Origin of the sequence: Psychromonas sp. psych-6C06, from assembly GCF_002835465.1 — a bacterium.
GTDB lineage: Bacteria > Pseudomonadota > Gammaproteobacteria > Enterobacterales > Psychromonadaceae > Psychromonas.
Genome location: NZ_PIZM01000002.1, coordinates 386,443 through 413,293, shown reverse-complemented (window position 1 = coordinate 413,293; position 26,851 = coordinate 386,443). Strand labels below are relative to the sequence as shown.

31 protein-coding genes, 1 tRNA gene and 1 pseudogene are annotated in these 26,851 nt (G+C 38.6%); 18 read left to right on the top strand and 15 right to left on the bottom strand.

Annotation, left to right across the window (positions count from 1 at the left end):
• Positions 1-309: 309 nt before the first annotated feature.
• Both CW745_RS05075 and CW745_RS05070 read left to right on the top strand, forming a co-directional pair.
• A complete protein-coding gene (locus CW745_RS05075; RefSeq protein WP_101107431.1) occupies positions 310-1,386 on the top strand; it encodes a hypothetical protein in 1,077 nt (358 codons plus the stop codon).
• A complete protein-coding gene (locus CW745_RS05070) occupies positions 1,379-2,302 on the top strand; it encodes an NYN domain-containing protein (RefSeq protein ID WP_101107430.1) in 924 nt (307 codons plus the stop codon). Before CW745_RS05075 ends, CW745_RS05070 begins: the two co-directional genes overlap by 8 nt.
• A gap of 155 nt (positions 2,303-2,457) precedes the next feature.
• Here CW745_RS05070 and CW745_RS16570 read toward each other — a convergent pair.
• The 4 genes and pseudogenes from CW745_RS16570 to CW745_RS05055 all read right to left on the bottom strand — a co-directional run.
• Positions 2,458-2,586, bottom strand: a pseudogene (locus tag CW745_RS16570) (transposase); the annotation flags it as partial.
• 297 nt (positions 2,587-2,883) lie between these two features.
• A complete protein-coding gene (locus CW745_RS05065) occupies positions 2,884-3,195 on the bottom strand; it encodes a hypothetical protein (RefSeq protein ID WP_101107429.1) in 312 nt (103 codons plus the stop codon).
• An 11-nt stretch (positions 3,196-3,206) separates the two neighbouring features.
• Positions 3,207-3,518: a DUF3301 domain-containing protein gene (locus CW745_RS05060; protein ID WP_101107428.1), complete on the bottom strand. Its 312-nt coding sequence runs from the start codon at positions 3,516-3,518 to the stop codon at positions 3,207-3,209.
• Positions 3,519-3,520: 2 nt separating this feature from the next.
• A complete protein-coding gene (locus CW745_RS05055) occupies positions 3,521-4,567 on the bottom strand; it encodes a DUF3549 family protein (RefSeq protein WP_101107427.1) in 1,047 nt (348 codons plus the stop codon).
• 161 nt (positions 4,568-4,728) lie between these two features.
• Here CW745_RS05055 and CW745_RS05050 point away from each other — a divergent pair, with 161 nt between their 5' ends.
• The 7 genes from CW745_RS05050 to CW745_RS05020 are packed head-to-tail and all read left to right on the top strand — an operon-like array spanning position 4,729 to position 9,326.
• Complete coding sequence (locus CW745_RS05050; protein WP_101107426.1) at positions 4,729-5,067, top strand: YqcC family protein; 339 nt, start codon at positions 4,729-4,731, stop codon at positions 5,065-5,067.
• Positions 5,061-5,810, top strand: a complete 750-nt coding sequence (gene truC / locus CW745_RS05045; RefSeq protein WP_101107425.1) for a tRNA pseudouridine(65) synthase TruC — start codon at positions 5,061-5,063, stop codon at positions 5,808-5,810. The genes CW745_RS05050 and truC overlap by 7 nt, the downstream gene beginning before the upstream one ends.
• A gap of 2 nt (positions 5,811-5,812) precedes the next feature.
• The gene (locus CW745_RS05040; protein ID WP_101107424.1) at positions 5,813-6,586 is read left to right on the top strand and encodes a hypothetical protein; all 774 of its coding nucleotides are present in this window, start codon (positions 5,813-5,815) and stop codon (positions 6,584-6,586) included.
• A gap of 19 nt (positions 6,587-6,605) precedes the next feature.
• Positions 6,606-7,322 (top strand): 5-oxoprolinase subunit PxpA, encoded by a 717-nt coding sequence (locus tag CW745_RS05035; protein WP_238596700.1) that lies wholly within the window; start codon positions 6,606-6,608, stop codon positions 7,320-7,322.
• Positions 7,319-8,017: an allophanate hydrolase subunit 1 gene (locus CW745_RS05030; protein WP_101107422.1), complete on the top strand. Its 699-nt coding sequence runs from the start codon at positions 7,319-7,321 to the stop codon at positions 8,015-8,017. Before CW745_RS05035 ends, CW745_RS05030 begins: the two co-directional genes overlap by 4 nt.
• Positions 8,010-8,975 (top strand): biotin-dependent carboxyltransferase family protein, encoded by a 966-nt coding sequence (locus CW745_RS05025; RefSeq protein WP_101107421.1) that lies wholly within the window; start codon positions 8,010-8,012, stop codon positions 8,973-8,975. The genes CW745_RS05030 and CW745_RS05025 overlap by 8 nt, the downstream gene beginning before the upstream one ends.
• 30 nt (positions 8,976-9,005) lie before the next feature.
• Entirely contained in the window at positions 9,006-9,326 is a 321-nt protein-coding gene (locus CW745_RS05020; RefSeq protein ID WP_101107420.1) for an NGG1p interacting factor NIF3, read from the top strand.
• Here CW745_RS05020 and CW745_RS05015 read toward each other — a convergent pair.
• The 5 genes from CW745_RS05015 to CW745_RS04995 form a co-directional block, all read right to left on the bottom strand.
• Positions 9,323-10,498, bottom strand: a complete 1,176-nt coding sequence (locus CW745_RS05015; RefSeq protein WP_101107419.1) for a hypothetical protein — start codon at positions 10,496-10,498, stop codon at positions 9,323-9,325. The two genes, CW745_RS05020 and CW745_RS05015, sit on opposite strands and share 4 nt — an antisense overlap.
• A gap of 51 nt (positions 10,499-10,549) precedes the next feature.
• Positions 10,550-11,365 carry an outer membrane lipoprotein-sorting protein gene (locus CW745_RS05010; protein ID WP_101107418.1) on the bottom strand — a complete coding sequence of 272 codons (816 nt, stop codon included), beginning with the start codon at positions 11,363-11,365 and terminating at the stop codon, positions 10,550-10,552.
• A gap of 1 nt (position 11,366) precedes the next feature.
• A complete protein-coding gene (locus CW745_RS05005; RefSeq protein ID WP_101107417.1) occupies positions 11,367-13,700 on the bottom strand; it encodes an MMPL family transporter in 2,334 nt (777 codons plus the stop codon).
• Between the two features lie 201 nt (positions 13,701-13,901).
• The gene (locus CW745_RS05000) at positions 13,902-14,657 is read right to left on the bottom strand and encodes a TetR/AcrR family transcriptional regulator (protein ID WP_101107416.1); all 756 of its coding nucleotides are present in this window, start codon (positions 14,655-14,657) and stop codon (positions 13,902-13,904) included.
• Positions 14,658-14,908: 251 nt separating this feature from the next.
• On the bottom strand, positions 14,909-15,277 hold the full coding sequence (locus tag CW745_RS04995) for a ribosome recycling factor family protein (RefSeq protein WP_101107415.1): 369 nt from the start codon (positions 15,275-15,277) through the stop codon (positions 14,909-14,911).
• A 164-nt stretch (positions 15,278-15,441) separates the two neighbouring features.
• On the opposite strand from CW745_RS04995, the gene CW745_RS04990 reads away from it, so the two are divergent.
• Complete coding sequence (locus tag CW745_RS04990; RefSeq protein WP_101107414.1) at positions 15,442-16,086, top strand: pyrimidine 5'-nucleotidase; 645 nt, start codon at positions 15,442-15,444, stop codon at positions 16,084-16,086.
• A 320-nt stretch (positions 16,087-16,406) separates the two neighbouring features.
• On the opposite strand, the gene CW745_RS04985 is transcribed toward CW745_RS04990, so the two are convergent.
• The 3 genes from CW745_RS04985 to CW745_RS04975 form a co-directional block, all read right to left on the bottom strand.
• Complete coding sequence (locus tag CW745_RS04985) at positions 16,407-16,691, bottom strand: hypothetical protein (protein WP_101107413.1); 285 nt, start codon at positions 16,689-16,691, stop codon at positions 16,407-16,409.
• Positions 16,692-17,360: 669 nt separating this feature from the next.
• Positions 17,361-17,436 (bottom strand) — tRNA-Arg (locus CW745_RS04980).
• Between the two features lie 18 nt (positions 17,437-17,454).
• Positions 17,455-18,603 (bottom strand): flagellar assembly protein T N-terminal domain-containing protein, encoded by a 1,149-nt coding sequence (locus CW745_RS04975; RefSeq protein ID WP_101107412.1) that lies wholly within the window; start codon positions 18,601-18,603, stop codon positions 17,455-17,457.
• Positions 18,604-18,783: 180 nt separating this feature from the next.
• Here CW745_RS04975 and CW745_RS04970 point away from each other — a divergent pair, with 180 nt between their 5' ends.
• Both CW745_RS04970 and CW745_RS04965 read left to right on the top strand, forming a co-directional pair.
• On the top strand, positions 18,784-19,587 hold the full coding sequence (locus CW745_RS04970) for a FlgO family outer membrane protein (protein WP_101107411.1): 804 nt from the start codon (positions 18,784-18,786) through the stop codon (positions 19,585-19,587).
• 101 nt (positions 19,588-19,688) lie between these two features.
• Positions 19,689-20,153 (top strand): LPP20 family lipoprotein, encoded by a 465-nt coding sequence (locus CW745_RS04965; RefSeq protein WP_101107410.1) that lies wholly within the window; start codon positions 19,689-19,691, stop codon positions 20,151-20,153.
• 28 nt (positions 20,154-20,181) lie between these two features.
• Here CW745_RS04965 and CW745_RS04960 read toward each other — a convergent pair whose 3' ends face one another.
• The 3 genes from CW745_RS04960 to flgA form a co-directional block, all read right to left on the bottom strand.
• Positions 20,182-20,601 (bottom strand): flagellar protein FlgN, encoded by a 420-nt coding sequence (locus tag CW745_RS04960; protein ID WP_101107409.1) that lies wholly within the window; start codon positions 20,599-20,601, stop codon positions 20,182-20,184.
• A 41-nt stretch (positions 20,602-20,642) separates the two neighbouring features.
• Positions 20,643-20,951, bottom strand: coding sequence for a flagellar biosynthesis anti-sigma factor FlgM (flgM, locus tag CW745_RS04955; RefSeq protein ID WP_101107408.1), 309 nt, complete (start codon positions 20,949-20,951; stop codon positions 20,643-20,645).
• 97 nt (positions 20,952-21,048) lie between these two features.
• Positions 21,049-21,738 carry a flagellar basal body P-ring formation chaperone FlgA gene (flgA, locus tag CW745_RS04950; protein WP_238596698.1) on the bottom strand — a complete coding sequence of 230 codons (690 nt, stop codon included), beginning with the start codon at positions 21,736-21,738 and terminating at the stop codon, positions 21,049-21,051.
• Between the two features lie 119 nt (positions 21,739-21,857).
• On the opposite strand from flgA, the gene CW745_RS04945 reads away from it, so the two are divergent.
• From CW745_RS04945 to flgE, 6 genes are all read left to right on the top strand, one after another.
• On the top strand, positions 21,858-22,793 hold the full coding sequence (locus tag CW745_RS04945) for a chemotaxis protein (RefSeq protein WP_101107406.1): 936 nt from the start codon (positions 21,858-21,860) through the stop codon (positions 22,791-22,793).
• A 17-nt stretch (positions 22,794-22,810) separates the two neighbouring features.
• Positions 22,811-23,641 (top strand): CheR family methyltransferase, encoded by an 831-nt coding sequence (locus CW745_RS04940; RefSeq protein WP_101107405.1) that lies wholly within the window; start codon positions 22,811-22,813, stop codon positions 23,639-23,641.
• 253 nt (positions 23,642-23,894) lie between these two features.
• Positions 23,895-24,296, top strand: a complete 402-nt coding sequence (flgB, locus tag CW745_RS04935) for a flagellar basal body rod protein FlgB (protein ID WP_101107404.1) — start codon at positions 23,895-23,897, stop codon at positions 24,294-24,296.
• 20 nt (positions 24,297-24,316) lie between these two features.
• Positions 24,317-24,736 carry a flagellar basal body rod protein FlgC gene (flgC, locus tag CW745_RS04930; RefSeq protein WP_101107403.1) on the top strand — a complete coding sequence of 140 codons (420 nt, stop codon included), beginning with the start codon at positions 24,317-24,319 and terminating at the stop codon, positions 24,734-24,736.
• Positions 24,737-24,746: 10 nt separating this feature from the next.
• Positions 24,747-25,439: a flagellar hook assembly protein FlgD gene (locus CW745_RS04925; RefSeq protein WP_101107402.1), complete on the top strand. Its 693-nt coding sequence runs from the start codon at positions 24,747-24,749 to the stop codon at positions 25,437-25,439.
• A 12-nt stretch (positions 25,440-25,451) separates the two neighbouring features.
• Positions 25,452-26,846, top strand: a complete 1,395-nt coding sequence (gene flgE / locus CW745_RS04920) for a flagellar hook protein FlgE (protein WP_101107401.1) — start codon at positions 25,452-25,454, stop codon at positions 26,844-26,846.
• The last annotated feature ends 5 nt before the right edge of the window (positions 26,847-26,851 follow it).

The following is a 26,851-nucleotide window of genomic DNA, read 5'->3' as shown; positions in this document are numbered from 1 at the left end:
ATTTTTTAAGGGCGTTACTGTTCAAACACCAGAGAGAACTTCTCTTATTATCAATTTGTTAATTGATAATTTCATTAGATGTAATTTGATTATTGTGATGTAAATTGTAGAACTGCACCCTAGGATAAGATAGGATTATCTTAATGGCGCTAGCCGCACTTGCACGCGAGTGAAAAACAGCATTTATCTCGAAAGATAAAATACCCCCAAAAAACTTAATTTTTAATAAATATCTGGCTTGAGAAATCAGCCGTAATCGCGTGTGGTAATGATTGACAGCAGAAATGCCTCAAGCGTATGGATATATTTATGAAAAAGTTAAAGAACCTTGTTCACACCATTTATTCAGAATTAAAACAGTCGAATCCCAAATTCAAGAAAAGTCACGTATATGAGCTTGTATCTGCGTATTGTGGTTATGGCAGTTACGCTGCGTATCAGAGTGACTTATCATTTAATAAAATTACACCCGATGAAGTAGAAAATGCTCAAGCTCAGTGTTTTGACAGAAGCCTTGCTTTAGGCTTTGATGCGGCGGATGGACTAACTTCATGTAAAATAATTAGTAATGTATTACAACAGCCTCTTCAAAATACACTTCAAATAGAGAAGTTGATCCAAGAACTTGAAAATTCTCCAGAAGTCATCAGTAAAGATGTTTTAGCATCTCTGAGTTCTTTGATTGGTGATAATTGTGCAGAGGCACGCCTACTCACTTTAGTCATGTGTCTAGGTGAAATATCTTTTTATGAGGATAACCCTGACAATCGCGGTGGTGAGTATTGGCATGGGAAACGATTATCTGGTGAAAAGTTAAATTCCTTTCAGTTACAAGTTGCTGAGCACTTTGTGTATGTAAAGCGCTTTAAAGACCTGCTACAAAATATTTTAAAGGATGAACACGCTGCAAACTTGCCAATTCCAATGAATATTAAACCTATCGTTTCTCAGTTTAATGAAGCTTGTAATCGAGAATATTCAGACCTTTTTGAAGATGCACCCGTAATGATATTAGATGCAATTGGTTACTTATCTAATCATCATAAAACACTTTCAGAAGACGCATTTAAAGACGTTTATGTTGACTGGTTAGGAAGTGAAATAATCGTAAATCCTTGTAATTATTCAATTGCAGAAAGAATTTATCATTCAAGATCAGTAAATGAAAAGTGGTTTTGGCATCTTTACGGGTTGAATAATGAAGTTGATGTTACTAAAGACGATCTTCGAGCAATAAATGCGAATACTGGTGAGGATTATGATGATTACGGTCCAATGGAAGTAGTTGGCTTTCAAATGATCTCTTTACCTGACATATCTGAAAATGATAAATCAGAAATGATGAAGTTAGCAGATACCTTATCTAAGGAGAATGTTTATGCCTAACTTAAATTTTGCAGTATTAGTTGATGGTGAAAATGCATCACATAATGATTACCATTTAATATTGAATGAGGTCGAAAAACACGGCTTAGTAGCTATCAAATGGGTTTATGCTGACTGGACCTCTGCGCAACAAAGTGGCTGGAAAGATGTACTCCACGCTACTGCTTCTAGTCCAAAGCAGCAGTTCCACTATGGTAAAGATGCAGCAGATCATGCATTAGTCATGGATGCTATTGAGTTAATTAATAACAACACCCGAATAAATGCAGTGTGTATTGTATCAAGCGATGGAGGCTTCTATAGCGTTGCACAGCGAATTAGAGAACATGGCTTGCATGTTATGGCTATTGGCCAAGAGAACACGCCTGAGCGCTTTAGAAAGGCCTGTCACAACTTTGTCTATACAACAAACTTAATTGCCTCAGAGTTATCCCCTGCGCAACATGAAGATGTTGATGCTTTGCTAGTGGCCGCCTATAAAAAATGTGCTCAAACGAATGAGCCAGTTTACTTGGGCGATCTAGGTACCATGCTCAAGACATTAGACTCATCATTTGATCCTCGAACATATAACTGTCTAAGACTAAAAGAGCTCATTAAAGAGAAAGATGATATTTTTACCATTGTTGATGAACAGGTGGATCGCTGTTTTATACATTTAAAGCAGAAAAAATTAACCTCTAGCTACAAGCAACTCAAAGGAAAAATACGTAAGTGGGAGCGAATGAAGCAGTTCGGTTTTATAGAGACAGCCAAAGGTAGCTTTCACTTTAGTTCAGAAGAACTAGAGATAGATCATAAGTATGTTCAGGTAGGCCTAAAGGTTAATTTCAGAGCCCTTGTTGGTACTGGGACAAATAAAAAATCTAATGATAAATGCCCATCTGCCTATAACATCATTAAAGAAGTTAATTAATTTTTCATTGTTGTGGCTGATTAATATTAGCCACAACATTATAGCTTTCTAAGCCACTATGGTGCGCTTCAAAGCTGAGATGGGCAATAATTTAAACACCTCTAAATTGGCAGTAAAATCTATTAAGCCAATACAGTCTATTCGAACAGAATACTTGGCGTTTCTAACTCAAACGGGCCATCGTCAGTGATGATAGTCTTAGTGGAAGAGCCATTACGGCTGTTACTAGTCGATGATTTACTGTGCTTAGAATAACCAAGGTGATCATCTAATTCTGCGTTTAGCTACTTCACGAGCAAACGCTTCTAATTGTTTTTGAACCATAACTGCTTATCCTTCCAAATAGTTGGATTATAAATAAGCAGTTACACAGTTTTTATTACAGTCTCAAGCGATGTTTTTTTACAACTTATTCATAGCTACTCAGCACTAGTCCACAAAATCACTCTCGAATATTGAATGATTCACCCCTTCTTTTCTGTATTCTTGTTTTAAAAAGTTTGTGAATATTAGATCGCACGTTCAACAGCCGCATATTGAGTATTCTTGTAACACTCGAAGCTTAACTCATTAATAAACACCTATTTAGTCGCCTTTAATGTACTTAATTCTGCTTTTAATTGTTTTATCTCATCCTGTAATGGGATTAACATTTGTTTAATTTTGGCCTCTAATAGTTGATCAAAGCTACCAACCTCTGCTTTTTCATTGGCGATTAATGCCGGCTCGGTTGGTGTATCTATCTGTTTATTTGGGTTTTCTTGCCAAAGCTTTAAACCTGCGATAATGGTGGGTAGCGGGATATTTTTTGGTAAACGTGCTTTTATCATCGCCGTATTTGGGGTTTTCCCCTCTTTTACCAGTTGCTGGGCAATTAAAATAATTCTGTCCATGGGTAACCTTTTTAGAATGAGTCGTTTGAATCAAAAGAACGATAAACAGGAAGCTCATAACGTGGGCGGTGTAAGCCAGATAAGTAAAGTTTGCCTTGGTAACTGTTTTCATTATCGCTGCTAAATTCAAAGGCAAAACTGGCCTGTAGAAAATTAGGCCCTAATTTAAAGTTAAAGTTTGAACGTGACACACTCAATAGTTGTAGATCAAGCTTCACACAGTGCTGTTCAATCAATGTTTTGGCATGCTCAGACTGCTGTCTTAATTTCCAAATAAGGGTGAAAAAAAGCACCACAAATAATATAAAAAGTAGATCGGTCACTGTTACTCTCCTTGTGCACCTGAAAATAGTAACCCTATCGCCTGTGATAATGCTGGCGAGCGAGCGGTTAAACGTAATTGTTTTAATACGTTTTCACGCAGTGAAGGGATCGCCACTAAATCCACAAACAGTTGCGGAAATAGCGAACCATGGTGGTTAGCTAATGCTTCAAAGAATCGGTTTAACAAGGTTTCATCTTCTAGGAATGACCAACAGCGACCTGCAATACAGACATACCAGTTTTCATTATGGATAAGCTCAGAGTTAAATTGCTGCTCTAACAGTGCTTTCGTGATGCCAACAGCGCGGGCACTTGAAAGGGCACGTAATAACAAAATCGCACTGTCTTGATGGTTCGCCTTTAATTCCATCTCTGCTTGCTTAGCAATGGCGGTTGCAAGATCGGTATTTATGTCATGCTGATGTTCCAAGCAAAGGGCTAATGATTGCAGTGGCTGTTGTGGCAAGTGAGGCAACGCGTTGATTAGTATTTGCTGGTTATTATCGTAATTAAGCCGTGCAGCGAGGTCGGCAATCCCTTGAATACCTAATTCTTGCCACTCATTCCACTGTTTTTTACCGGCAAAGTAAGCCTGTGCTGTGGGGTAAAAAATCGAAGCTGGACGAACAAAATTGGTGTTCATGATGGCATTAAAAATCGCTAGCTTTTCGGTACTTGGTTTGAAAATAAAAGGGTTACTGGCAAGGCGCTCCTGTAGATCTTGGCTGATCTCTCCGGTTAAATTTTCACCCATTGCCTCGACCACCATTTTAATGAAGCTTGTTTGTGCGGTAATGCGTAGCAAACCTTGTTCATCAACAGGCAGTTTTAAAAACCAGATAAAGTGGTCTTGAAGCTGTTTATTAACTTGCCAAAAGGTTAAACCAAAGTAAGCATGTTGTTGAATTGGGTAGGGGTATGGAAGCTTATTTTCCGCTATCTTTTGAAAAGCACTATTAGAAATTTTAGTGACTTTACGCCCTAAATCATAGATGCGAAATTGGCACTGAGCCTGCTGTAAAAAATCGGTAAGTGTATTTATATTCATAAGAGAAGTTTCATATATGCGTAAATTAACACGATTATAACAAAATACGCCCTATTATCATGCACTATTAAACGTCGCATTTTGACCGACTTAATTTTGTTTCTCGGCGGGGGAACGGGTATATTACGCTGTTTGAATGTGACAGTGGTGCGGTACAATAGATGCAACAAATTAAGCGACAACGGTTAGCTTCTTTATTATCTGAACTGGAAGCGTTATTACGCAAAGAAAATCTTTGGCAGTCTACTCGCCCTAGTGAGCAAGCACTCGCTAGTGAAATGCCTTTTGCGATAGATACCTTGCAATTTCCCCAATGGTTGCAGTTTATCTTTATCGAAAAAATGACGCAGATATTACAACTAAACCTAACTTTACCGAATGAGATGTCGGTTGCACCGATGGCGAGTGAGTATTTTAAAACAGCGTCACACAGCAACCTTGAAATAGTGGCGCTGATCACCCGTATCGATTTATTAATGAATGAGAAAAATAGATGTTAGAAACATTGCCACAGGCATCACCGGACTTAGAAATTATTTATCGTGATGAGCAGTTAATCGCCATTAATAAACCCTCGGGGTTATTAGTGCATCGTAGTTGGTTAGATAGCCACGCGACTGAGTTTGCGGTGCAGAAGCTACGCGATCAAATTGGTGAGCATGTTTATCCTGCGCATCGATTAGATAGGCCCACATCTGGGGTTTTACTGTTTCTGTTAGATAAAAGTTACGCCAACAATTTAATGGAGCAATTTGCTGAGCAGAAAACAGAAAAACGCTATTTAGCGGTGGTGCGAGGGCATATTGGAGAGGGATTGCTTGATTATGCCTTAAAGAAGAAGCTCGATAAAATTGCCGATAAGCATGCTAATCAAGACCAAGAAGCGCAGGAGGCACAAACCTATTATAAAGGGTTATCATTTACCGAATTACCGATTGCGGTTCGCCCCTATCCACAATCTCGTTACTCTTTAGTTGAATTGACACCTAAAACGGGGCGTCGCCATCAACTTCGTCGCCATATGAAACATCTGCATCATCCGATTATTGGTGATACAACCCACGGCGATGGTAAACATAATCAGATGTTTCGTGATAACTTCGATTCAGATCGTTTATTATTACACTCTTCATACCTTGCTTTTACTCACCCAGTTAGTGGCAAAAAAGTAGAAATTAATGCACCTTTAGATAAGAAGTTTAAGGCGTTATTAGCAACACTCGAATTAACATTGGATATTTAACTATGCACAAACTAGTCAATCGAATTATTTTTATAGCTGTTATTTTAATGGCGGGATTATATTTTTTGCAGAGCAAAATTAATTCACCGGAAGAGTGCCAAAAAATTGCAGGGGTTTGGAATGAAATTGAAGAAACCTGTGAGCGAAGTACGACTCAGACCATTTATGAAAACCTCTCGTCTGGTTATCCGATGACGATGACTTACCCTGAATCTGGCGTACAGGTGCAAGTTGATAAAGAGGAAGTTGCGGAGGAAGTTTATTTCCTACGTGGTCATTATCAAAAAGTATTACAGGAAGCGACTGAAGATCAAGAAGCGGTTTATGATCGTGGCCTATTGTATTTAAATATGTCAAAAATGGTGATACTGAATGAGTCGCCTGCTGGACTGGTTCATTATGCGGCGCCTTTTATTGTCAATACGGTTGGCAGTGGGGTGTTTGTGTACGTGGGGTTGTTTTCGTTTGATCTAGAAAGTAAAAAAAGTGTGCATTTAGATTCTGCCTTATTGGGTAATCGTATTCGCGAAGAAAAAATTACGTATATTAAAGATTACCTACAGGTTGATTTTTTAAGCCATGCTAAAGATCAGCCCTATTCTGATTACCCAACCGAAGACAGTGCTATCTATCTGCAATTGCAAAATAATTTTTTAAACTTCAAACAAGTAAAAAGAATGCACAGTACTTGGGATGAGAATAATGATGGTATCAATGATTGTGAATCAGATGATACCTGTGATCATACTATTAACTACAGCGTTCCACGTTTGTAAGCTAACTAAAAAGCAGTAGATGATGATATTAAATTGTGATGTTGGCGAAGGTTGTCTAAGTGATGAAAGCGTTATCTCTTTTATTGGTCAGGCAAATATCGCCTGTGGTGTGCATGCCGGTGATGCTGATGTAATGGCGAATACGGTTCGTATTGCCAAAGCTAATGCCGTGCAAATTGGTGCGCACCCGAGTTATAACGACCGAGAAAATTTTGGCCGTTTACCGATGACCTTAACCAGTGAGCAAATTAAACAACTCATTATTGAGCAAGTCAGTTCCCTGCAACATATTGCTAAACAACAGTCAGTGGAAGTGCAATATGTTAAGCCTCATGGTGCGTTATATAATCAGATGATGCAAAGTGAGCAGGTTTTTAGTGCGATTATTGATGGTCTATTGCATTGTCATGGCAGTCTCGCACTGATGATTCTCGCGCACCCTAATCTGCAACGTTATCAAGAGATTGCAAAAAAAAATGGCATTGTGCTTATCTTAGAAGCCTTTGCTGATCGTGCCTATGATGATGCGGGTTATTTGCTTAAGCGTAGTGAAAAAGGCGCATTATTGGCAACGCCACAAGCGGTGCAAAAACAGGTTAAACAACTGATTGAAAACTCAACGATCACTACCATTAATGGCCATGTTCTGCCACTTCAAGTGGACTCAATTTGTGTGCATGGCGATAACCCCATTGCCGTAGCACAAATAGAGCAACTGGCTAAGCTGATTAAATGATAAAAGCGGTTAATGAAAACAGCTTTCTCATTACCTTAAGTGATCGTATCGACCTTTCTCTTACCTCTCGTATTGCTCATTTAGTTAAACAGATTGATGCTACCTTTCCCAAAGGTAGCCTATTGGATGTGACCCCTTCCTACACCACGGCGTTAGTACAAATAAACCTTTTAACGATCACACCGTTAGTGGCAGAAACATTACTACTTACCCTGTGTGATGAGATGAATCAATCGGCTGATACATTGAGTGAGGTTACAGGTAAGTTGATTGAGTTACCCGTTTATTATGATCAATCGGTTGGTTGGGATTTGCAAAAAGTCGCATCGGATAAATGCTTATCCATCGAACAAGTGATCGCTTTGCATAGTGATAAACCCTATCAAGTTTGTGCGGTAGGATTTGCCCCCGGTTTTGCTTTTTTAGCTGCGCTTGATGCAAAAATATGCCAGCCTAGACATACCTCTCCACGCGCTTTTGTTCCTGCTGGCAGCGTTGCTATTGCTGATACACAAACCGCCGTTTATCCCTCTGATAGTCCGGGTGGCTGGCATATTATTGGCAATTGTCCGCTGACGTTGTTTGATACAACACAAGTGCCTATTAGCCCTTTTCAGATAGGAGATCGAGTTAAATTTAATCCCATAACCCGACAACAGTTTATTGCGCTTGGCGGTAAGGTGACTGATGAGTGATCAAGCTGGGTTAATTGTCATTAAAGCTGGGCTGTTTACCTTAATTCAGGATCAAGGCCGATTTAATCACGCGCAACAAGGCCTAAGCCAAGGCGGTGTGTGTGATGAACTTGCTGCCGGTTGGGCAAATTATCTGTTAGGTAATAAACCCGATTGCGCGGTGTTAGAGATCTGTTTTGGGCAAGCTGAGTTTGAAGCCACACAGACTATTGCATTGGCACTCACTGGTGCGCCGATGAATGCGCAAATTAAGTTGCACTCTGGAAAACTAATTTCGCAAATTAATAACTGCTCATTTGTCTTAGAAAAAGGGCAAAGGTTACAGCTTTCCTTCGCCAGCAGTGGTGTACGTGCTTATCTTGCAGCGCAAGGCGGGATTGATGCTCCTTCGGTATTAGGCAGTTTGAGTTGTGTAAAACGTAATGCGATAGGGGGCTTGCAGGAAGATGGTCAGGCATTAAAGGATAATGATTTTTTAGCAATAAAAAACACCCATGTAAGTCAACCCAACGCGCCTTTTATTGCTCGTAAAATGCCAACTAAATTTATTCCAGATTACCAACAACCAGTCTGTTTATCGGTGCTGGAATCTTACCAGTGCGATGCTTTTTCAGTGCACCAAAAACAGCGTTTTTATCATAGTGAATATATTATCGATAAACAAAGTGATCGCATGGGCATGCGCTTACAGGGGGAAGCTATTAAAGGGCGCTTAACGGGGATTGTTTCTGAGGGAATTGCACTTGGCAGTATTCAGATCCCCAGTGGTGGCCAACCTATTGTGTTATTACAGGACAGGCAAACACTTGGCGGTTACCCTAAGATAGGTTGTGTGGCTCGCTGTGATTTAAGTTTACTGGCTCAACAAGCTCCCGGTACAGCGCTTTCGTTTAAGCGGGGGAATTTACAGGTAGAGCAGATGCGCTATTTACAGCGATTACGATTCTTCCATGCTTAACTGAATCACGAAAAATAAAATAGGTAATATATGTATCAAATTATATTTTATGTCCCAGAAGATTATTGCCAACCGGTAAAGTCTGCCATGTTCGAAGCGGGTGCGGGAAAGATGGGCGATTATGATCAATGTGCTTGGCAAGTGAAAGGGCGAGGGCAGTTTCGCCCTCTAAAAGGCAGTAATGCTTTTATTGGCGACATTGATACATTATCGCAAGTCACTGAATACCGTGTTGAAATGGTGTCTGAAAAGCGCTGTATTAAAGCAGTAATACAAGCTTTGATCGCAGCACATCCTTATCAAACACCGGCATACAGCGTTTTCGAAGCGAAACAATTAGAGGATTTTTAGAAATAATAATCCAAATTAAGGTTAATCATATCGTCATTTTGATAATAATAGAGCGGGTCGGCAGGCTCTTTTGAGTTAAACACCCAGGCTTCCAAGCTTAATTTATAACGTTCGCCGATACGTTTACTTGCTTGTAATCGTCCGCTGTAACTCATATAGCTTAAATCCCGTGCGACACCGATTAATAATTCACTACTATCTTCATCATTAAGCACTAACCGTGCACCCACAAAAAGATCATTTTGATAGGGAGTGGTGGCCTCATCTTGGCGCTCATCCCAGTTATATTCACTTAATAAACCTAAGTCTGCATTACTTTCAAATAAACCAATAAGTGTATATTCAAAACCTGCAACTGTTGCATAGTAGGAGGTTGGTTTAGTATCACGATATAACCATTCCAGTTTCCAGAGCCATTCATTTTGAGTGAGCTGAATATCACTACTAAATTGTGTCATCTGGACGTAATAGGGGGTCAAGTTTTGCTGCTGCGGGTTAAATGTTAACACCGGATCGCGGTTAGTCCCTTGAAAAAGGGCGATGCCAAAATCTAAATCATCGATATTTTGGCTATAACGTACCGCCATATCAATATGTTTTTGGCCACGAGAGGACTCGTATTGACTCGCATCGCTATCAACTAAAAAGGGTAAACGTAAACGCCCCTGTTCACCAGCGTATGTGCGCTCCCTAAACCCTGCCAGAATAAAAGTTTCTAGCACACCCCAATCATCAATCCATGAGAAATGGATCATTGGCTGGCCGAGTTTATCTTCGCCATTAATACTTTCAATATCATCGGTTTGATTGATCACATCGACGAGGTGTTGTGATTCAGTTACCCCCCAAAAAACGATCGCCGCACCGACTTCCAGTTCCCAGTTATCGGCTAAATGTAACCATTTTAATTCACGTATATCCCAGTGGCTCCTCTCTTTATCTGCACTATCTAGGCGCATGAATGGGGTGAACGTTAAACTGTTATCGCCATTTTCGTCTAAATCCCAATAAAACTCAGGTTGTGTTACAAAAGAGGCTTGCCAGTCTGTTTGCTGGTCTTGCCATGGGTCTTGGTAAAAATACCTTACTTCCCCTCCCATATAGCCTCGAAGCTCTGCCGCACTCGCAATTGATGTAAAAAGCGCGATTAAAGTTATCAATAATAGTCGCATAATATCCCTTAATTAGATGTGTAGGGCTAAGCTAGCCCTATTGACTGTTGATTAACGAGCGCGTTTAAGTTTGTTTTTATTAAAATCACTTTCTTCTAATCCGGTGAGAAATTGATAACTTAGCCATTTCAGTTCCGTACTTTTACCTGTTTGGTGGTTATCCATGACCATCTTATGAGCACGCCAGTGTTTATTAAGGTATTGCTTATAGTCGCTAGCGGTTAAGGTTTTTAATAAACTGCCTTTACGATCGTAGTATTGAGACTTCAGCACGCGGTAATCACTCTTATGTAGCCAAGTAATCAACTTGCTATAACCTGAATACTTATCTGTTGGCACCGATTCAAGCATGTAGGTAGCTTGCCCCTCTATTTCCTCCTCTCCTAAGTAACGGTAAGTGTATTTTTCTACTTCAAAGGAGCTTAAATCTTCGTAGGCAAACTCACTGCCCATAAATGGGCCTGACTTGTTGCGTGAAGAGATACGTTTTACACGTTTTAAGGCTGGCAAATACAGCCATTGATCATCTGCGCCTTTAACATGTGCAAAGGTAAGAAAAGCAGCTCCTCTGATATCTTTTGGTGAATCAAAAATAGAGATAGACTTGTCGCCATCATTATCAATCTCAAGATTTTTCATGCGTAATTCACGTTGACTCGTTTCACCCTGCTTATTGCTCAGTATCATCTCTAAAGAAGACTGACTATCTCTCCATCCGGCATCAATGTTTTTACGAGACTTGGCTATCTCTAAACCACGAATTTGTGCTTCATCCTGTGTCGCTTGGGCGGTAAGTGGGATAATGAAGCTCAGCGCTAAAGTGAATGCTAAGCCATGAGTCAATTTTAATTTATTGAATAAATTCATCTTATTTTCCTTGTGCTAAAACGGGTTGCTGTTGGAGATTGATTGCTGTCTGTTGTGTTGCTTTTTGTCTATCAAAAATAATTAAAAAGGCTGGTAGTAGCAGCAAGTCAACAAACAGCGCAATGAGGATGATGATGCAGGTAAGTAGACCCATATCTGCATTCATTGCAAAATCGGACTGCGTTAAAATACCAAAACCAATGCATAAAATAGCGGTGGTAATGATCAGTGCGCGCCCAACACTTGCAAAGGCATAACGTACCGAATCCTGTGGAGATTTCCCTTGGTTTTTAGCGCGTTGATATTTACTTAAAAAATGAACTGTGTCATCAACCACAATTCCCAGTGTCAGACTGGCAACCACCGACAGAGCGAGGTTAATCTCTCCACTGATAATGGCCCACAAGCCAAAGCCAGAAATTGCCGGTAAAAGGTTAGGTAATAAGCTGATAAAGCCAAGTCTAAAGGATTGTAAAGAGATACCCACCAATGCTGAAATAAGCACTAAAGCGAGTGCTGTTCCTTGGATCATACTGGTCATATTGCGATCGCCAATATGAGCAAACATAGAGCTCGTACTCGCGATATCGATGTTTATATTGGGTGCGTTGGTGACAAACCATTGTGTCGCGCGACGCTCTAAATCAAGTATCTCGATACTACCCAAGTTAGTGAAAGTCGCAATAACTCGAGTTGCAGATTTTTTCACGTTGATTTGGCCGTTAAGATCTAAACCGTAGGGCAGGCTCATCTCATACATTAATAGGTACTGTGCAGAGAGTGTGCTTTGGTCGGGGATCTTATAAAAAGCACTATCATCGTTATGCATATTTTGATTTAAACGCTTAATCGTGTCGCTCAGTGAGCTCACATGATCTGTTTCAGGTTGAGCGCGTAACCAGTCGGTAAAACTGCTCAGCGCATTAAGAAATTCTGGCGAGTTAATACCGCTGCTTTTTCCTGACGATAAGCTGAACTCAAGTGTTGTCATTCCAGACACATGTTTAGCCATAAAGTCTGCATCTTGACGAAACTCTGTATTCTCACTGAAATATTTAAGTGAGTCATCACTGACATGGTTGTTCACTGTTTGTGTGCCAAGGGCAACAATAATAAGCAATGAAACTGGCAGAATAATACGACTACGTTTGATAACAAACTCTGCAAAACGATCCATAAGGGTAGTTTTTTTTATGCTTTTTTTAACCCTTAATGGCAAGAACATTAAGGTTGCAGGCAAAATAGTCATGGCTAATACAAAGGCAATCATGACCCCTACAGCGACTAAGTTACCCAGGTCAGCTAAAGGAGGAGAGTAAGAAAAGTTCAGTGCAAGAAAGCCTAAGGCTGTGGTAATGCTAGTGATAAAAATCGGTGTTAAATTTATCTCTAAACTACTAATAATGGCTTCTTTCTTATTTTTTCCTGCTCGCATCTCAAATAGCAGGGTACTAATAACATGCACGCAGTCAGCCACTGCGAGTGTCATTACAATCGTGGGCACATTCACCGTTGCGGTGGTCAGTGGAATACCAAGCCAACCAGAAATGCCGAGCGCACCAGCGATCGAACCTACAATCACTAATAAACTTGCAAAAGTTGCACTGATTGAACGCAGTAAAATACCTAGCATCACTAATATCGCTAAAAACATAGCTGGAATTAATGTGCTGGAATCATTCTGTGCGTATTCGGCGAAGCTTGTATTTAGCATTATCATGCCTGAAAGGCGGATATTATTGTCTGGGTATTTCGCCTCAAATTCAGTTTTAAGCGCACGGCCAAAGGCCGCTACTTCTGGAATTTCAGTGAGCTCATTAACATTAGGTAACTGAATAGTAACGTTAATAATCGCAACGGAAGCATCTGGCGCGATTAACTTATTCACTAAATTAGGCTCAGAAAGTGCCACCTCTTTTATCTTTGCTATCTTGCTTGGCGATAACATCTCTTTTTCTAGTAACAGATCCTCAACCAGTAAATCATCATAGTCAGCTTGGGTATGTTGAAAGTTAGTAATCGAATCAACGCGTAAAGAGTAGGGGGTCTGCCAAGCTTGCTCTGTCATTTCGTAGAGTTGCGTTAAGGTTTGTTGTTCAAATACGTTGCCAGATTTAGGAGTAATGACAATCGCGAGATTATCACTTTTACTATATACATTTTGCATCGATTCAAAGGCAAGCATTTGAGGATTATCGTCACTAAAAAAAACCTTATAGTCGCCATCGAAATAAAGTTTCTGAGCGCCATAAGCAAAGGCAAAAATGGCCATAAACATTGCCACTATGGTTATAAGTGGCCTATCAACTACATAATTAAACACTGCTTTTTTCATGTTTCCCTCTTTATTGGCATTGCCAATTCCTTGTTGAAATACGATTCGAATTTATATGACGAATCGTCATTTTATTTAATAAAAAAACAGCCGAAACTGTTGATTAAAGTGTTATGTATTGACGAATCGTCAATAAAGATAAATAAAAAAGGCTAACTGCCTTTTTTATTTATCTTCTCTGTATTAATGTGCTCTTTACAATTATTGTCGTAATTGCTCAATCTCTGCTGCAAAGGTTTCATTTTTTAATGTTTCCCAAGTCTTTGTATAATCAAAGTTATTGTTTAATGGTTGCCAACCTAAACCATCTAATAGCAGTGATACATGGTATAACAAGCTATTATGAACGCAGATGTTTTCCATGCATGATGATGCACCACACTCACCTAATGTTCGCATAAGTGAAACCGTCCCAAAACCCATGCACCAAATTGAAAAAGTGACTTGATATAGGTTATCTGCATATTTTTTGTCGAGCTCATTGGCATCAATGGCATTTTTAGCCAGTGATTTCATCATTTCAATCATTTCATTTTCTGCTTCGGTGATCGCATTTCCACGTTGTGGTGATGCTTTCTCCCTAATTGCAGAAGTTTTAACGGTTAAGCCAACCATAAATAAAGCTGGGTAAAGTTTGGCAAACAATTCATAGGCAAACGCAAAACCAACTACTTGTTCACGAGAATTAGTGCCAAAGTCAACTAGCTTGTTATATAACACTTGTTGCACGCGTATCGCACGCAAACAAAGCGCTGTTAATAAATCTTCTTTACTCGAAAAGTGGTTATAAACCGTTCCTTTAGAGTATTCTGACTGTTGCGTTAGTTTGTCCATTGTTAACGCTGAAAAGCCATGTGCCTCGATAATCTCAAGTGCAATATTAAGTAACAGTTGTTCTCTGTCTGCAACTTCTCGTGCTTTTCTGGTCTGTGTTTTATTTGTTTGTATTGTATTCATTGCATGTGGCCTTTTTATTTGGGGCTAAGTATAACTCAAAGCTCGCTATAAAATGAATAATTAACATACATTTGGTGACGGCGTGAATATTTGTGACGCTTCGTCATTTTTTGTAGTCTAGGTGATTATGAAAAATAGATCAATGATTTATTTTGCTGTGGCAATTATTTATGGAGGATTGCTATGTTTATTGGATTGTCAGTTATTTTATAATGCCTAAAAATATCCTGTGATTAATGGAAGCTATGCGCTCAAGTGAAGTTTTCTGCATCATCGATAGCAGTTCGTGCCTCCGTTAACGTACAACCAGATTTAGCCATTAATGCATTGACGGTGATTGCAGGATTATCGCGCAGGACGTGAGCAAAATTAATGGTAGGGTTTGGTAGCGCTTTTTCAATTGCATCTGCAACCCATTTAGCTCCATGCGCACGTAACTTTTCCGCTAATACTGTCAGTTGTTTATCAGTGCCCGTTATTTGCCAGTTTCTCGAGCGACGAATACGTTTTAGGTTACCACCATGTTGCTGGACAATTTTTGTTATTGCGACTTTGCAATCAATGCGATGTATAAAATTATTGAGTTTCACTGATTGTATTGTTGAATGATTAATTGTCATAAAACGCCTTCAAAATATATCCTTTAGTTAATTGTAAATTTTGCCCGTGATTGTCAGTGTGCTGCTTAGACTTAGGTCAAAAATAGTGATCATGATCACCTTGTTGGGTTTTTCAAACAAACAATGATAGTATCAATTTTTATCAATTAAAAAGAGGCGATCCTTTGACTCCACTATTAGAGCGTGATGTACACCTATTCGATCTTGATAATACTTTATATCCACCTAAGAGTGCTATTTTAGAACAAATAGCCCCTAGAATGCGTGAGTTTATTAGTAATGAACTTGGTATTTCTATTACAGAGTCTAATGCTTTATGTGATAGTTATTATCAGCGCTATGGTGGGACAATACGAGGTATCCAATTACATCACTCCAAGGTTGACCTTAATAAGTTCTCTGAATTCTCGCATCAAGTTAATTTAGACAAGGTTGAAAAGGCGACAAAGTTAAAAGATGCCCTACATGCATTTAAAAAATCACGTTACGTGTTTACCAATTCACCGTTACCTTATGCAACTCGAGTCTTAAAACATATCGACTTATACGACTGTTTTGATGGTATTTTTAGTGTTGAATTAACCGGTTATCAAATGAAACCAGCGCCACATGCATACAATACTATTTGCCAACACTTTGGTTTTAAAGCTTCTGATGCCGCTTTTTATGATGATCAAACCTCAAACATTGCTACTGCAAAGGCCTTAGGAATGCGTACAGTATTAGTTAATCGTGCGGATGTTGAAGAGCATGATGCTTGCTACAAAACAGAAGATTTACCTAGCTTTGTAGAGTTATTGGCAAAATAACGACAATAAAAATTTGGTCGCTAGATAATGTTGAAAGGTTAATCTTTTGCAGTATTAACACTTATAGTAAAAAAATTAAAAAGGTGATCGCTCTTACTTGCTAAAATTTACGCTACCTGTGTTGTGAGTTTTGAAGGGAGAGTAACTCACTTCTGCACCTATCGTTTGTGTAGTGGAAATTTCGCTACGCAATACTCGAGCACTTTATAAATTCCATTTTTTATTAAGCAAACACTTAAACTTATAAAGTAAGTTTAAGTGTTTGGCATATTTTGGGAGACACTTTGCATAGCTACAATACCTTTTAGCCAAGCTTATTTTTAGCTACTTTTTTTCTTCTTAAATAGCAGCTCAAACATGCCTGTTACAAAATAATACAAGCCACCCATTGGATGGGCCATGCCGTATTGTTGCACTGCTTCATCCATCATACTGTTAGCGCGCTGGTAGGCTTCTTCAGTTGTTGCCGCTTGAATAGTATCTCCAAAAGTTTCAAAGCCTTGTTTAATCAATTGTTCTTTCTCGTGGTAATAAGTATTTGAATCAACATCTAAATGAACAAGTGGACCTTCACCGTTGTGTTTAAAGAATTGATAATTAGCCATTGTAAAATCCCTGTCAGTAAAAAGTAACATAAAAAGCAAGTGGTGATACATTATCATTGTGGCATATAATGTCAAATGATTGTTGAGTGTTATCTTTTGGCTATTTAGCGAAAACTAAGGAGTTCAGCTATTTTTTATCGATAAGTCCCTGTTATACCGAATGAAATAAATAGCTGATCTATTTTACTGGTTAAAGTAACTTACCTCTTCGTTGAAACTTTCGTAAAGGGAACAGCTATTTACGTCAGTTTCGCCTTGAGTTAAGTCACTTTTCCAGTGCAAAATTTAGAGCGCATACTTAATTCGATTGGTATTAATAAAGTTTTATCAATCAACTTTTGGTTAAGATGACTTAACACTGAGTTTATAATTGGAGTTGAACATTATTTTTGATAGGTATGGTGAGAGGCGTGTAGTAAATATTCTTTATGCTTATAGCAAAATAAATAGCAGACCTATCTAACTGGTTAAAAATCCTTATCTGTTCGTTAAAAATATCGCATATAAAACAGATGTTTACGTTATATTTGGCCTTTGGCTAAATCGCTTTCCCTGCGTGAAGTTTAGAGCATCACACACTCAACTCGATTGGAATTAGAGATCTTTCTTCAACGATAATAGGTTTTAAATTTTTTCGGGTAATAGCTATGTATGTGGTTACATGGGGGGTGGTCTCTTCACAGGGACTCGAACCCCGATCATCCGCTTAGGAGGCGGGTGCTCTATCCTGTTGAGCTATGAAGAGATTTCCTTAGTATATCAACTATTTAATACGCGCTAAATCATTAATTTGAATATTACCTAAGGGTAAGTTATCTAATGTACGTAATACTGCGCTATTGTGCGTTGTTTCAATTACTTTCATAGTACCTTGGTATTGGCTTTTTGAACTTCGTTCGATGCCAAATTGGTCTTTGTAGTTGCTGGAGTAGAATAACGATAAAATAGTACCGTTATTTAGTCCATTTTTCTTACCAAGATTTATTTGTAAACTATTGCTGTCAATGGAGACTACTTTAGCAGTCGGTGCTTCACACTGTAATTGTGTTTCTATATCGACACTTACATCATCAAGTAGTGAAATAATTGCTTGTCCATAGTCTTTTTGCCAAAACATTTTACTTTTTAGGTTTGCTTGTTCATGTTGATTATATTGCCAAGCTGCTTTCGTACGATATTGCTTGCTAGAAAGGAGCTGTCCTTGTAATGCATCATATAGATAAATAGTGAGATAAAAATGTCGCATTGGATCCGTTACCCAGTATGAGATTGAGTTCTTACTGTCAAACTTCACTGAAATATCATTGATCTCACCATAGATGAGGTATTGGCTATCGCTATTTGTGGCGAGCGAACGAAGAGTATCTGTTTGGTTATTATTTTTGTATTGCTCTCCTAATTTAACTGGTGCATCAATGTACTGGCGAACATCCAGGCTTTGAGGGGAAAGGTTAAGTTGATTAAATAAAGTCGTGCTTATTTGTTTATGTATATCAAATATATTACCGTCTACAGCTTGCTCTGGTGTGTTGAGCTTAAAGCGGGTGATTGCGATCGATTTTGCGAAGTTACTACCGTAACAGACCTTCTCTGGTGATTGAATATCAACTTTTATAGTCAAGGTTAAACTATCAGAATTCTTACTTTCGTTAGTGATGTTGAGTGCTTTTATTTCACCTTCGCTATTTAATACTAAACGATTTTCGATCAACACCCCATTATTTACTTGTTGCAAGCTAGATATTGCGCCACCTGAAAAAAGAAGGGCATTTTTTACCGCTTTTTTGAGTGCGCGCTCGCGTGCATTTTCCCAGTCATTGTCGATGACTAGTGCACTTGCTGAGGACTCAAACCATTGCGCATGAGTAAGTGTCGAGAAAAAAATGAAAAAAAACAGCACATATTTATTCATGGGTAACCTTTATTAATTGCATATTTACTTTTCAACATAGTTACTTATATAGAAAGCAAAATTTATACCACTCCCTATTAATTATTCATTTATTTATCTTTATATCGGTTAAAGTTATTCTTTAAGGTGCCGATAAATTAATTGAATTGATGAATTAATATTTTTCCAAGGCAGGCTTTTATGAAAAAAATAATGCTAATTAGTGCGGTTCTTTTATTGTTACAGGGCTGTTCAACGACATCGGAAACAAGTAAAGAAGATGCTGCAGCGCAGGCAAAACAAGCGCAAGTAGCAAAACAGGCGGAATTAAATGCAGTACGTAAAAATAGTGATGATTATTTGTACTATTATGTCGCTCATTCTTTCAGCCAAGCTGATGTTGAAAAAGAGGCGCTTGATGCTAATCGAGAAAAGTCTGGTGTACAAACAGAGTCCAATGGTTATGGGCACTTGTATTCTTTTAACGGCGAGAAATCATTAATTTTGTCGGAAGTTGTCAGTAAAATGGCAGATCAACTTTTATATAATTTTCCCAAAAAATTTCATAATGAAAATATAGCATTAACTTCAATTGTTGATCTTAATGATCACTCGGTGACCAACTGGCTAGGGCAAACTATTTCTGAGCAGTTTATTCATGAGTTACATATCAGGCAATTACGTGTTATCGATTTCAAGTTAACAGGTAATATTCAATTAACTGAAGCGGGGGAATTTGCATTAACACGTGACTGGAAAAAGCTAAATAAAAATTTAGATGTACAACGTATTTTGACAGGAACAATGTCTAGAAATGAAGAGGGAATGATTTTTAATATTCGTATTGTTAATGCAGATACCAATATCGTTGAATCAACCAGTAGCGCTTTTGTTCCACACAGTATGTTTGTTGGCGGTGAGTATGATTATCGTAGTAAAAAATATTTTGCGCGTGATAGTCGAAATGTTCAAGGCAAAAAAACTCAAGTTCGTCTGGTCAAGTAGCCCAATTTAATTTGACCAGTTAATATTACAAATTTAACCTCAACTGGCTTACTTCTTGCTTGGTTTAAAGTTAGAGCTATTAACCATGCAAGGAAACTGTTATGAAATATCATCTACCCGCTTTATTGGCGATCTGTCTTTTATCGGCCTGCAGTAGCAACTCACATAATTCTGATACACAATCACAGGCTAACTACGAACATAGCTTTTACTCTGTTGGTTACGCGCCAATTGAGATTCAGTCAGGCGACAGCTTTGATGTAAAAATGCTGAATGCTATTAAGGCTTCTAAACTAGAGGCTTATAAAGAAATGGCGGAACAGATATACGGTGTTTTACTCAGTGCTGATAACCGTGTAGAGGGGGCTATGTTAAAAGAAGATAAAATAAAAGCGAAGGTTAAAGGTTTAGTCAAAGGTGCACGTGTAGTAAAAAGTTATCATGAAGGAGATTTTTATATTACAGAGTTGACGTTAGATATGCAGGCGCTCCCCTTTGCAAGCAACGCATCCTTCAATGAGCAAGGAGTTTCAATATTGAAAGTGGAAGAGGCTGTTTATTATTAAATGTTGTGCAGAATGAAAAGTAGGAAGACTAGGCTTGAATATTTTTACCAAGAAGTTGGCCACCTTTAAGAAGGCCTTTTTGATTATAAGTCACGCTATTTTTTCCAGTTGCCTGAGTCATCAACTGCATTAAATGCTTATTACTTTTCATGTTTAGCTCAACTAACCTACCATTGATCGCATTCAGTTTTTGACAGTCGCGTAGCTGATTTTCAAGTGATTCTTTTGCTTGGCTTAATTGGTCATCTTTGCTGATGATGGTTAAGTTTTTTTCTGTGCTTATTTGTTTATCAGTATTAGCAATGTTTTGTAGCAATTTTTGCTTATTAAATAGGATGTCATTAAAGGCACTAAAATCTTTTTCTGTTAGACAGCGTTTCTCCTCTTCTAGAGAAGCTTGTAGTTCATTTAGATTCTTTAACTGTTGTTGTAATTGTAAGGCTAACATCACTATCGCTTAAGTTTGTATTGTATTATTACTAATTAATTTTATGCAAAAGCCTTGCTAAAGTCACTCTCAAACTTAGTCAGTTTTTCAGCTAAGCGTTCTGTGTTGATTTTATAATCACCATTTAAAATAGCCGCTTTCAGTGTTTCTACTCGTTGCTTATTAACTTGTGGCTCGGCAGTAGGTTGCATTTTATTTAAGTTTTTAGCCTGTGATGTTAACTGCACTGAATCTTGGTTCTTAGCAGTTTCATTGACACCTTTCTTGTTTACATCCTGTTGTTTTTGAGTATTATTTTGCTCAATAACAATATTTTTTTGTGTCGTTTGGCGATTGATATTTATACTCATAATTATCTTCCAATAAGATTACATATTAATAATGTCGGCACGTTAAACTTTTTCTTTAGTTATTTTAGCTTTAATTTGATTAAAAGAGTAACTATTTCTAAAATGAGATTTTTACTTCTTTAAGGTTTGACACTGTACCTACCACAATGCGCTTTGTTCGGCTGTTTTTTACCCTTACAGTACCGCCGATATTAGCATCACTTAATGCAATACCTGACGCTTTAATTGAAAGTCCTGTTTTTGTCGCTTTAATAGTGACTTTATCGCCAGTACATACATAACACACATCGCGGTTTTTTATTATTTTATTACTGTTTAAATTACGTTTTAAGCGAGCGCCATAAAGGTTTTCTAGAGAGGAGAAGCTACCATTTCTAATTTGCGACTTGCTCATATAAACGATGGCAATATTCTCTGAATTGAGTACTTGTCCTTTGCTTAATGAACGGCTGACAACAACTGCTTGTTTGAGTAATTTGACTCGAACTCGCAAATAAGTGGTCCAAGGTGTTTCATCGGCACAGGTAACCTTCACTGAAGTGGTTGATTTTATACTGTTTTTAATTACTTCGCCGGTGAGTCCTGTGATGCATTCAGGATAGTTAATACGCTTGTCTAAGGGGGCGGACTTTACCGATAGGCGTTCATCATCTTGTAGCTCATAGAGAGAATGATATTTGTCAAAAACAAGTGATTGGGCAAAGTTTTCTAACTCTTTTCGGTAATTAGCCTCAGCAAAACTGTAAGAGCAAGCTAAACTAAGAAAAAGAAAGACAAAACGTATCAAAATAGTGGTCCTATTTGAAGTTAGATATTACTGTTAATGCAGTAATAATAACGATGCAAATACCTCCATTATAGAACGATTTGCTTGTAAATGCCTAACTAAGATAAAAGGAATATGATATGGCTGGTGTGTTAGATTCGGTGAATCAGCGAACTCAATTGGTAGGACAAAACAGACTTGAATTATTGCTATTTAAGCTCGGTGGTATTCAACGTTATGGTATTAATGTGTTTAAAGTAAAAGAGGTCTTACAATGCCCCCCTTTGACCGCGCTACCTAAGTTACACCATGCTATTCGAGGCATTGCACATATTCGTGGACAAACTATTTCAGTCATTGATATGAATTTAGCTACGGGGGGGCGTGCTATCGAAAATATCGAAGAGCGCTTCATTATCATTACCGAATATAACCGCTCTATTCAGGGGTTTTTAGTCGGATCTGTTGAGCGAATTATTAATATTAATTGGGAAAATATATTACCACCACCAAATGGTGTGGGTCGATATAACTATTTAACTGCTGTCACCGATATTGATGGGTCGTTAGTTGAGATTTTAGATGTTGAGAAAATTTTAGATGAGATCGCGCCCGTAAATACTGAGGTTGATGCTGAAATAATTGAGACAGATATTCAAGAAAAAATGGCTAATAAAAAAATATTGGTTGCAGATGACTCTTCTGTTGCAAGAAAGCAAATACAACGTGCAATTAGTGCATTAGGTATTGAATGCGACTTAGTAAAAGATGGTAAAGAGGCGTTAGACCTGCTTAAAGAAGTGGCTAAAACCCAACCTGTCATTGAACGATATGCCTTAATGATTTCTGATGTTGAAATGCCTGAAATGGATGGGTACACATTAACTTCAGAAGTGAAGGGAAATCCAGATTTATCTGCCTTGCATGTTATTTTACATACCTCTTTAAGTGGCATATTTAATCAAGCAATGGTTGAAAAGGTAGGGGCGGATGACTTTATTGCTAAGTTTAACCCTGATGAGTTAGCAACTGCAGTGCAAAAGGTTATCAATTTAGATGATCAAATTATTAATTAATAAGTGAGAAATTATCTGTGAGAGCACTTTCTGATGATATTTATAAGCAGTTTTCCGACTTTTTAGAGGTGCAATGTGGCATTGTCCTAGGTGCGAATAAACAGTACCTAGTGAAAAGCCGGTTGATTCCATTAATGACTCAGTTTTCTATTTTGTCACTTGCTGATTTAATTCATCAATCCATGAGTTATAAAAATAGAGAGCTGAGAACCGCGGTCATTGACGCAATGACCACTAATGAAACATTGTGGTTTAGAGATAGGTATCCCTTTGAATTATTAACCAACAAAATTTACCCTGAACTGTTAGCGAAGAAAAAAAGCTTAAAACTATGGTCTGCAGCTAGTTCATCAGGTCAAGAAGCTTACTCTATTGCTATGACTACCATGGAGTACCAAAAGAAACAGTCGCAATTAGGAATGAATGTCCAAATAATTGGTACAGATATCTCTAATACCATGCTAGAACAGTGTAAAAATGGCATTTATGATACCTTAGCATTGTCACGCGGTTTATCTGAAGAGCGTAAAAAGCAGTTCTTCTCTCCTGTAAATGACGGCTCTGGAAAAATGCAGGTTAAGCCGGAAGTCAAAAAATTGACCAGTTTTAGAAATTATAATCTGCTAGACAGTTATGCTGGGCTTGGAAAGTTCGATATTATTTTCTGCCGTAATGTTTTAATCTATTTTTCAAGTGATGTTAAATCTCGCATTTTAAATCAATTTGCTAGTGCCCTTAATCCTGGTGGTTATTTAATACTTGGGGCTTCAGAATCCCTCACTGGCTTGACGGATAAGTTTGATATGGTGCGTTGCAATCCAGGTATCATCTATAAACTTAAAGGTTAAGCTTTTTCATTGCCTCTTTCATTTTGAGGGAGGCAATAGTTGCCTCCCTATTTATCCCCGTATTAAAAACAGCGACAATTTATTGCCATTCTGGCTTTCTTTTATGGCACTTTAGATGTTCTGGTAAGAAGGTCACCATTGTTCCACTTAGTATACTTGCCCTTTAATACTTATTATCTAACCCCACCCTATAAATTACACTTATTTTCTCTTTTGGCACATGCCTTGCATTATATTTACAGAGGAGAAATTTATGGCGATTAACTTTGAAAAAGCATTAGGTATTCATCAGCACACAATAGGCATTCGTTCGCGAAGAACTGAAATTTTAGCGGGTAATATTGCTAATGCAGATACCCCAGGTTATAAGGCGCGAGATATTGATTTTAAAGATGCGTTACAACAGGCTAAATCTCGATCTGGTGTATTTTTAAATCGTACTCATGAAAGTCATAAATTTGCTCAATCATTTTCAATGGCACAATCAGGTGAATTATACCGTGTAGGAAATCAGCCTGATACAGGCGATGGTAACTCTGTCGATACAGAAGTGGAGCGTAACCTGTTTATGAAAAATAGCATGGAATATCAAGCTAGTTTAGATTTCTTAAATAGTAAAATTTCAGGTCTGCGTAAAGCGATTAAAGGGCAGTAGTTGATGCGAGGAGAATTATTATGAGCTTATTAAGAGTATTAGATGTATCTGCAACCGGTATGAGCGCGCAGTCTCTTCGCTTAAATACCACTGCCAGTAACTTGGCAAATGCGAACAGCGTGAGTAGTAATCGTGAAGAAACCTATAAAGCGCGTCATCCAGTATTTGCTGCAGAACTTAATCGCGCCAAAGGCGGGCTAGGCAGCAGTGTTGGTGTAAAAGTGCAGGGGATTGTAGAGAGTGCTGCACCGCTGAATCAAGAGTATGCACCTAACCACCCTAAATCTGATGAAAATGGATTTATTTATCATTCTAATGTAAATGTGATGGAAGAGATGGCAAATATGATCAGTGCTTCACGTTCATACCAAACCAACGTACAAATTGCCGATGCTGCTAAGCAGATGTTGAGCCGTACATTACAAATGGGCAAAAGCTAAGGGGTAACTTATGACTGCAATTAATCCATTGCTAAACCTCAATACACCGCTAACCAATGAACAGATTGAAGCGAATAAAGAGGTTGATGCTCAGCAAAAACTACAACAAGAGGACTTTTTTGCACTGCTTTCTCAACAGTTAGCTTATCAAGACCCTTTTAAACCCGTTGATAATTCAGAAATGATTGCGCAGATGGCTTCTTTCACCACTGCTGAAGGTATCACAACAATGGGGACAGAGTTTGCAGGCATGAAGGAAGTATTAAGTTCAAGTCAAGCGTTACAAGCTTCTTCTTTAGTAGGTAAAAAGGTATTGATCCCAAGTAATCAGGGTTATCTTGCAGAAACTGGTGGTATAGATGGTTCGATTAATAGTGCTACTGGTGCTTACGGTGCAATGGTCTCGGTAGAGAATAGCGCGGGTGTGGTGGTACGAACAATTAGTTTAGGCGATATTGGTGCGGGTAATAAGCGCTTTTCTTGGGATGGCCTTGATAATGCAGGTGAGCGTTTACCTGAAGATACTTATACTTTCAACGCAAATGGCACAGTTAATGGTCAAGGTGAAGAATTAATGGTCGCAAGTTATGCACATGTACAAAGTGTGAGCTTAGGTGGCGGGCAAGCTGGTGTATACCTCAACCTTCAAGGGTTAGGTGGTATTGAGCTTTCAGATGCAATTGAAGTTGCAGAAAATAAATAAGAGGGAAATATTATGTCTTTTAACGTTGCATTAAGTGGTATCGCGGCTGCGCAAACAGATTTGGATTCAACGGCAAATAATATTGCCAATGTTGGGACGGTAGGTTTTAAAGAGTCCCGTGCAGAGTTTGACAGTGTTTATGCGAACTCTCTATTTTCTAATAGTAAAACAAAAACAGGTGATGGCGTTTCTGTTGCCGCTGTGGCACAACAGTTCCATCAAGGTAGTTTAAAGTTCACAAATAACCCGTTAGATCTTGCGATCACTGGTAGTGGATTCTTTGCAACGTCTGGCAATATTGGCGATCGTGACTTAAGTTTCACACGAGCAGGAACCTTTAAACTTAATAATGAAAATTTCATTGTTGATAATAGTGGTAACTATTTACAAGCATTTCCTGTGAATCCTGATGGAACATCATCTTCGGTTAGTTTAAGTACGACACAACCGATTCAGATTCCTGAAACGGCAGGTACACCGGTTTCAACATCAGAAATTAGTATTACCCTTAACTTACCCGCTGGTGATAGCACACTTGATCCGGCAAATTTTGATCCAAATGATCCTTCTACTTATAACAATGCTACCTCTGTGACTATCTACGACTCACTGGGTGAAGCACATATAACGAGTACTTATTATATTAAACCTGACGATGCATCTTTTACTGGCACCAACCAATGGGTTACTTTTGTAACCGTTGATGGCAAACCTGTTGATGCTTGGGATAAAAATGCAACACCACCAGCACCGGTGAGTGGTACTTATGGCCAAGATACTACTGGTGATGGTCTACAGGATACGACTGCACAAGCCACTTACACTGATGCGAATGGTGTCGTGCGTACTGGTGCTGTCTTAACTTTTGACTCAGTAGGTGCTTACACTGGCAGTAGTCCTGCTGCATTAGATTTTGCGCCACTAGGTGTCGGTGGTGCAAATGTGCTTGACCCTGGGGCAGATGGAACTCAAGCATTTAATTTGGACTTTAAAGAGCCGACACAATTTGCTTCTGCGTTTGAAGTAACGGCACTAGAGCAAGATGGCTTAACAGTAGGGCGCTTAACGGGAGTTGAGATTGGCAATGATGGGTTAGTGAAAGCGACATACAGTAATGGTACTTCACAGCCATTGTCACGAGTTGCAATTGTTCGTTTTCGTAATGAACAGGGGCTCGCACAGACAGGGTCTAATTGGATAGCTTCGCAAAACTCCGGAGAACCGATTGCCGGAGAGGCCTCATCTGGTTCATTTGGATCCATTAACTCAGCTGCGCTTGAGCAATCAAACGTCAATTTAACGACAGAGCTTGTGGACCTTATAACCGCTCAACGTAATTTCCAGGCAAATTCACGTGCTTTAGAGATTAATAATACCTTGCAGCAAACTATTCTACAGATCAGATAAACAAT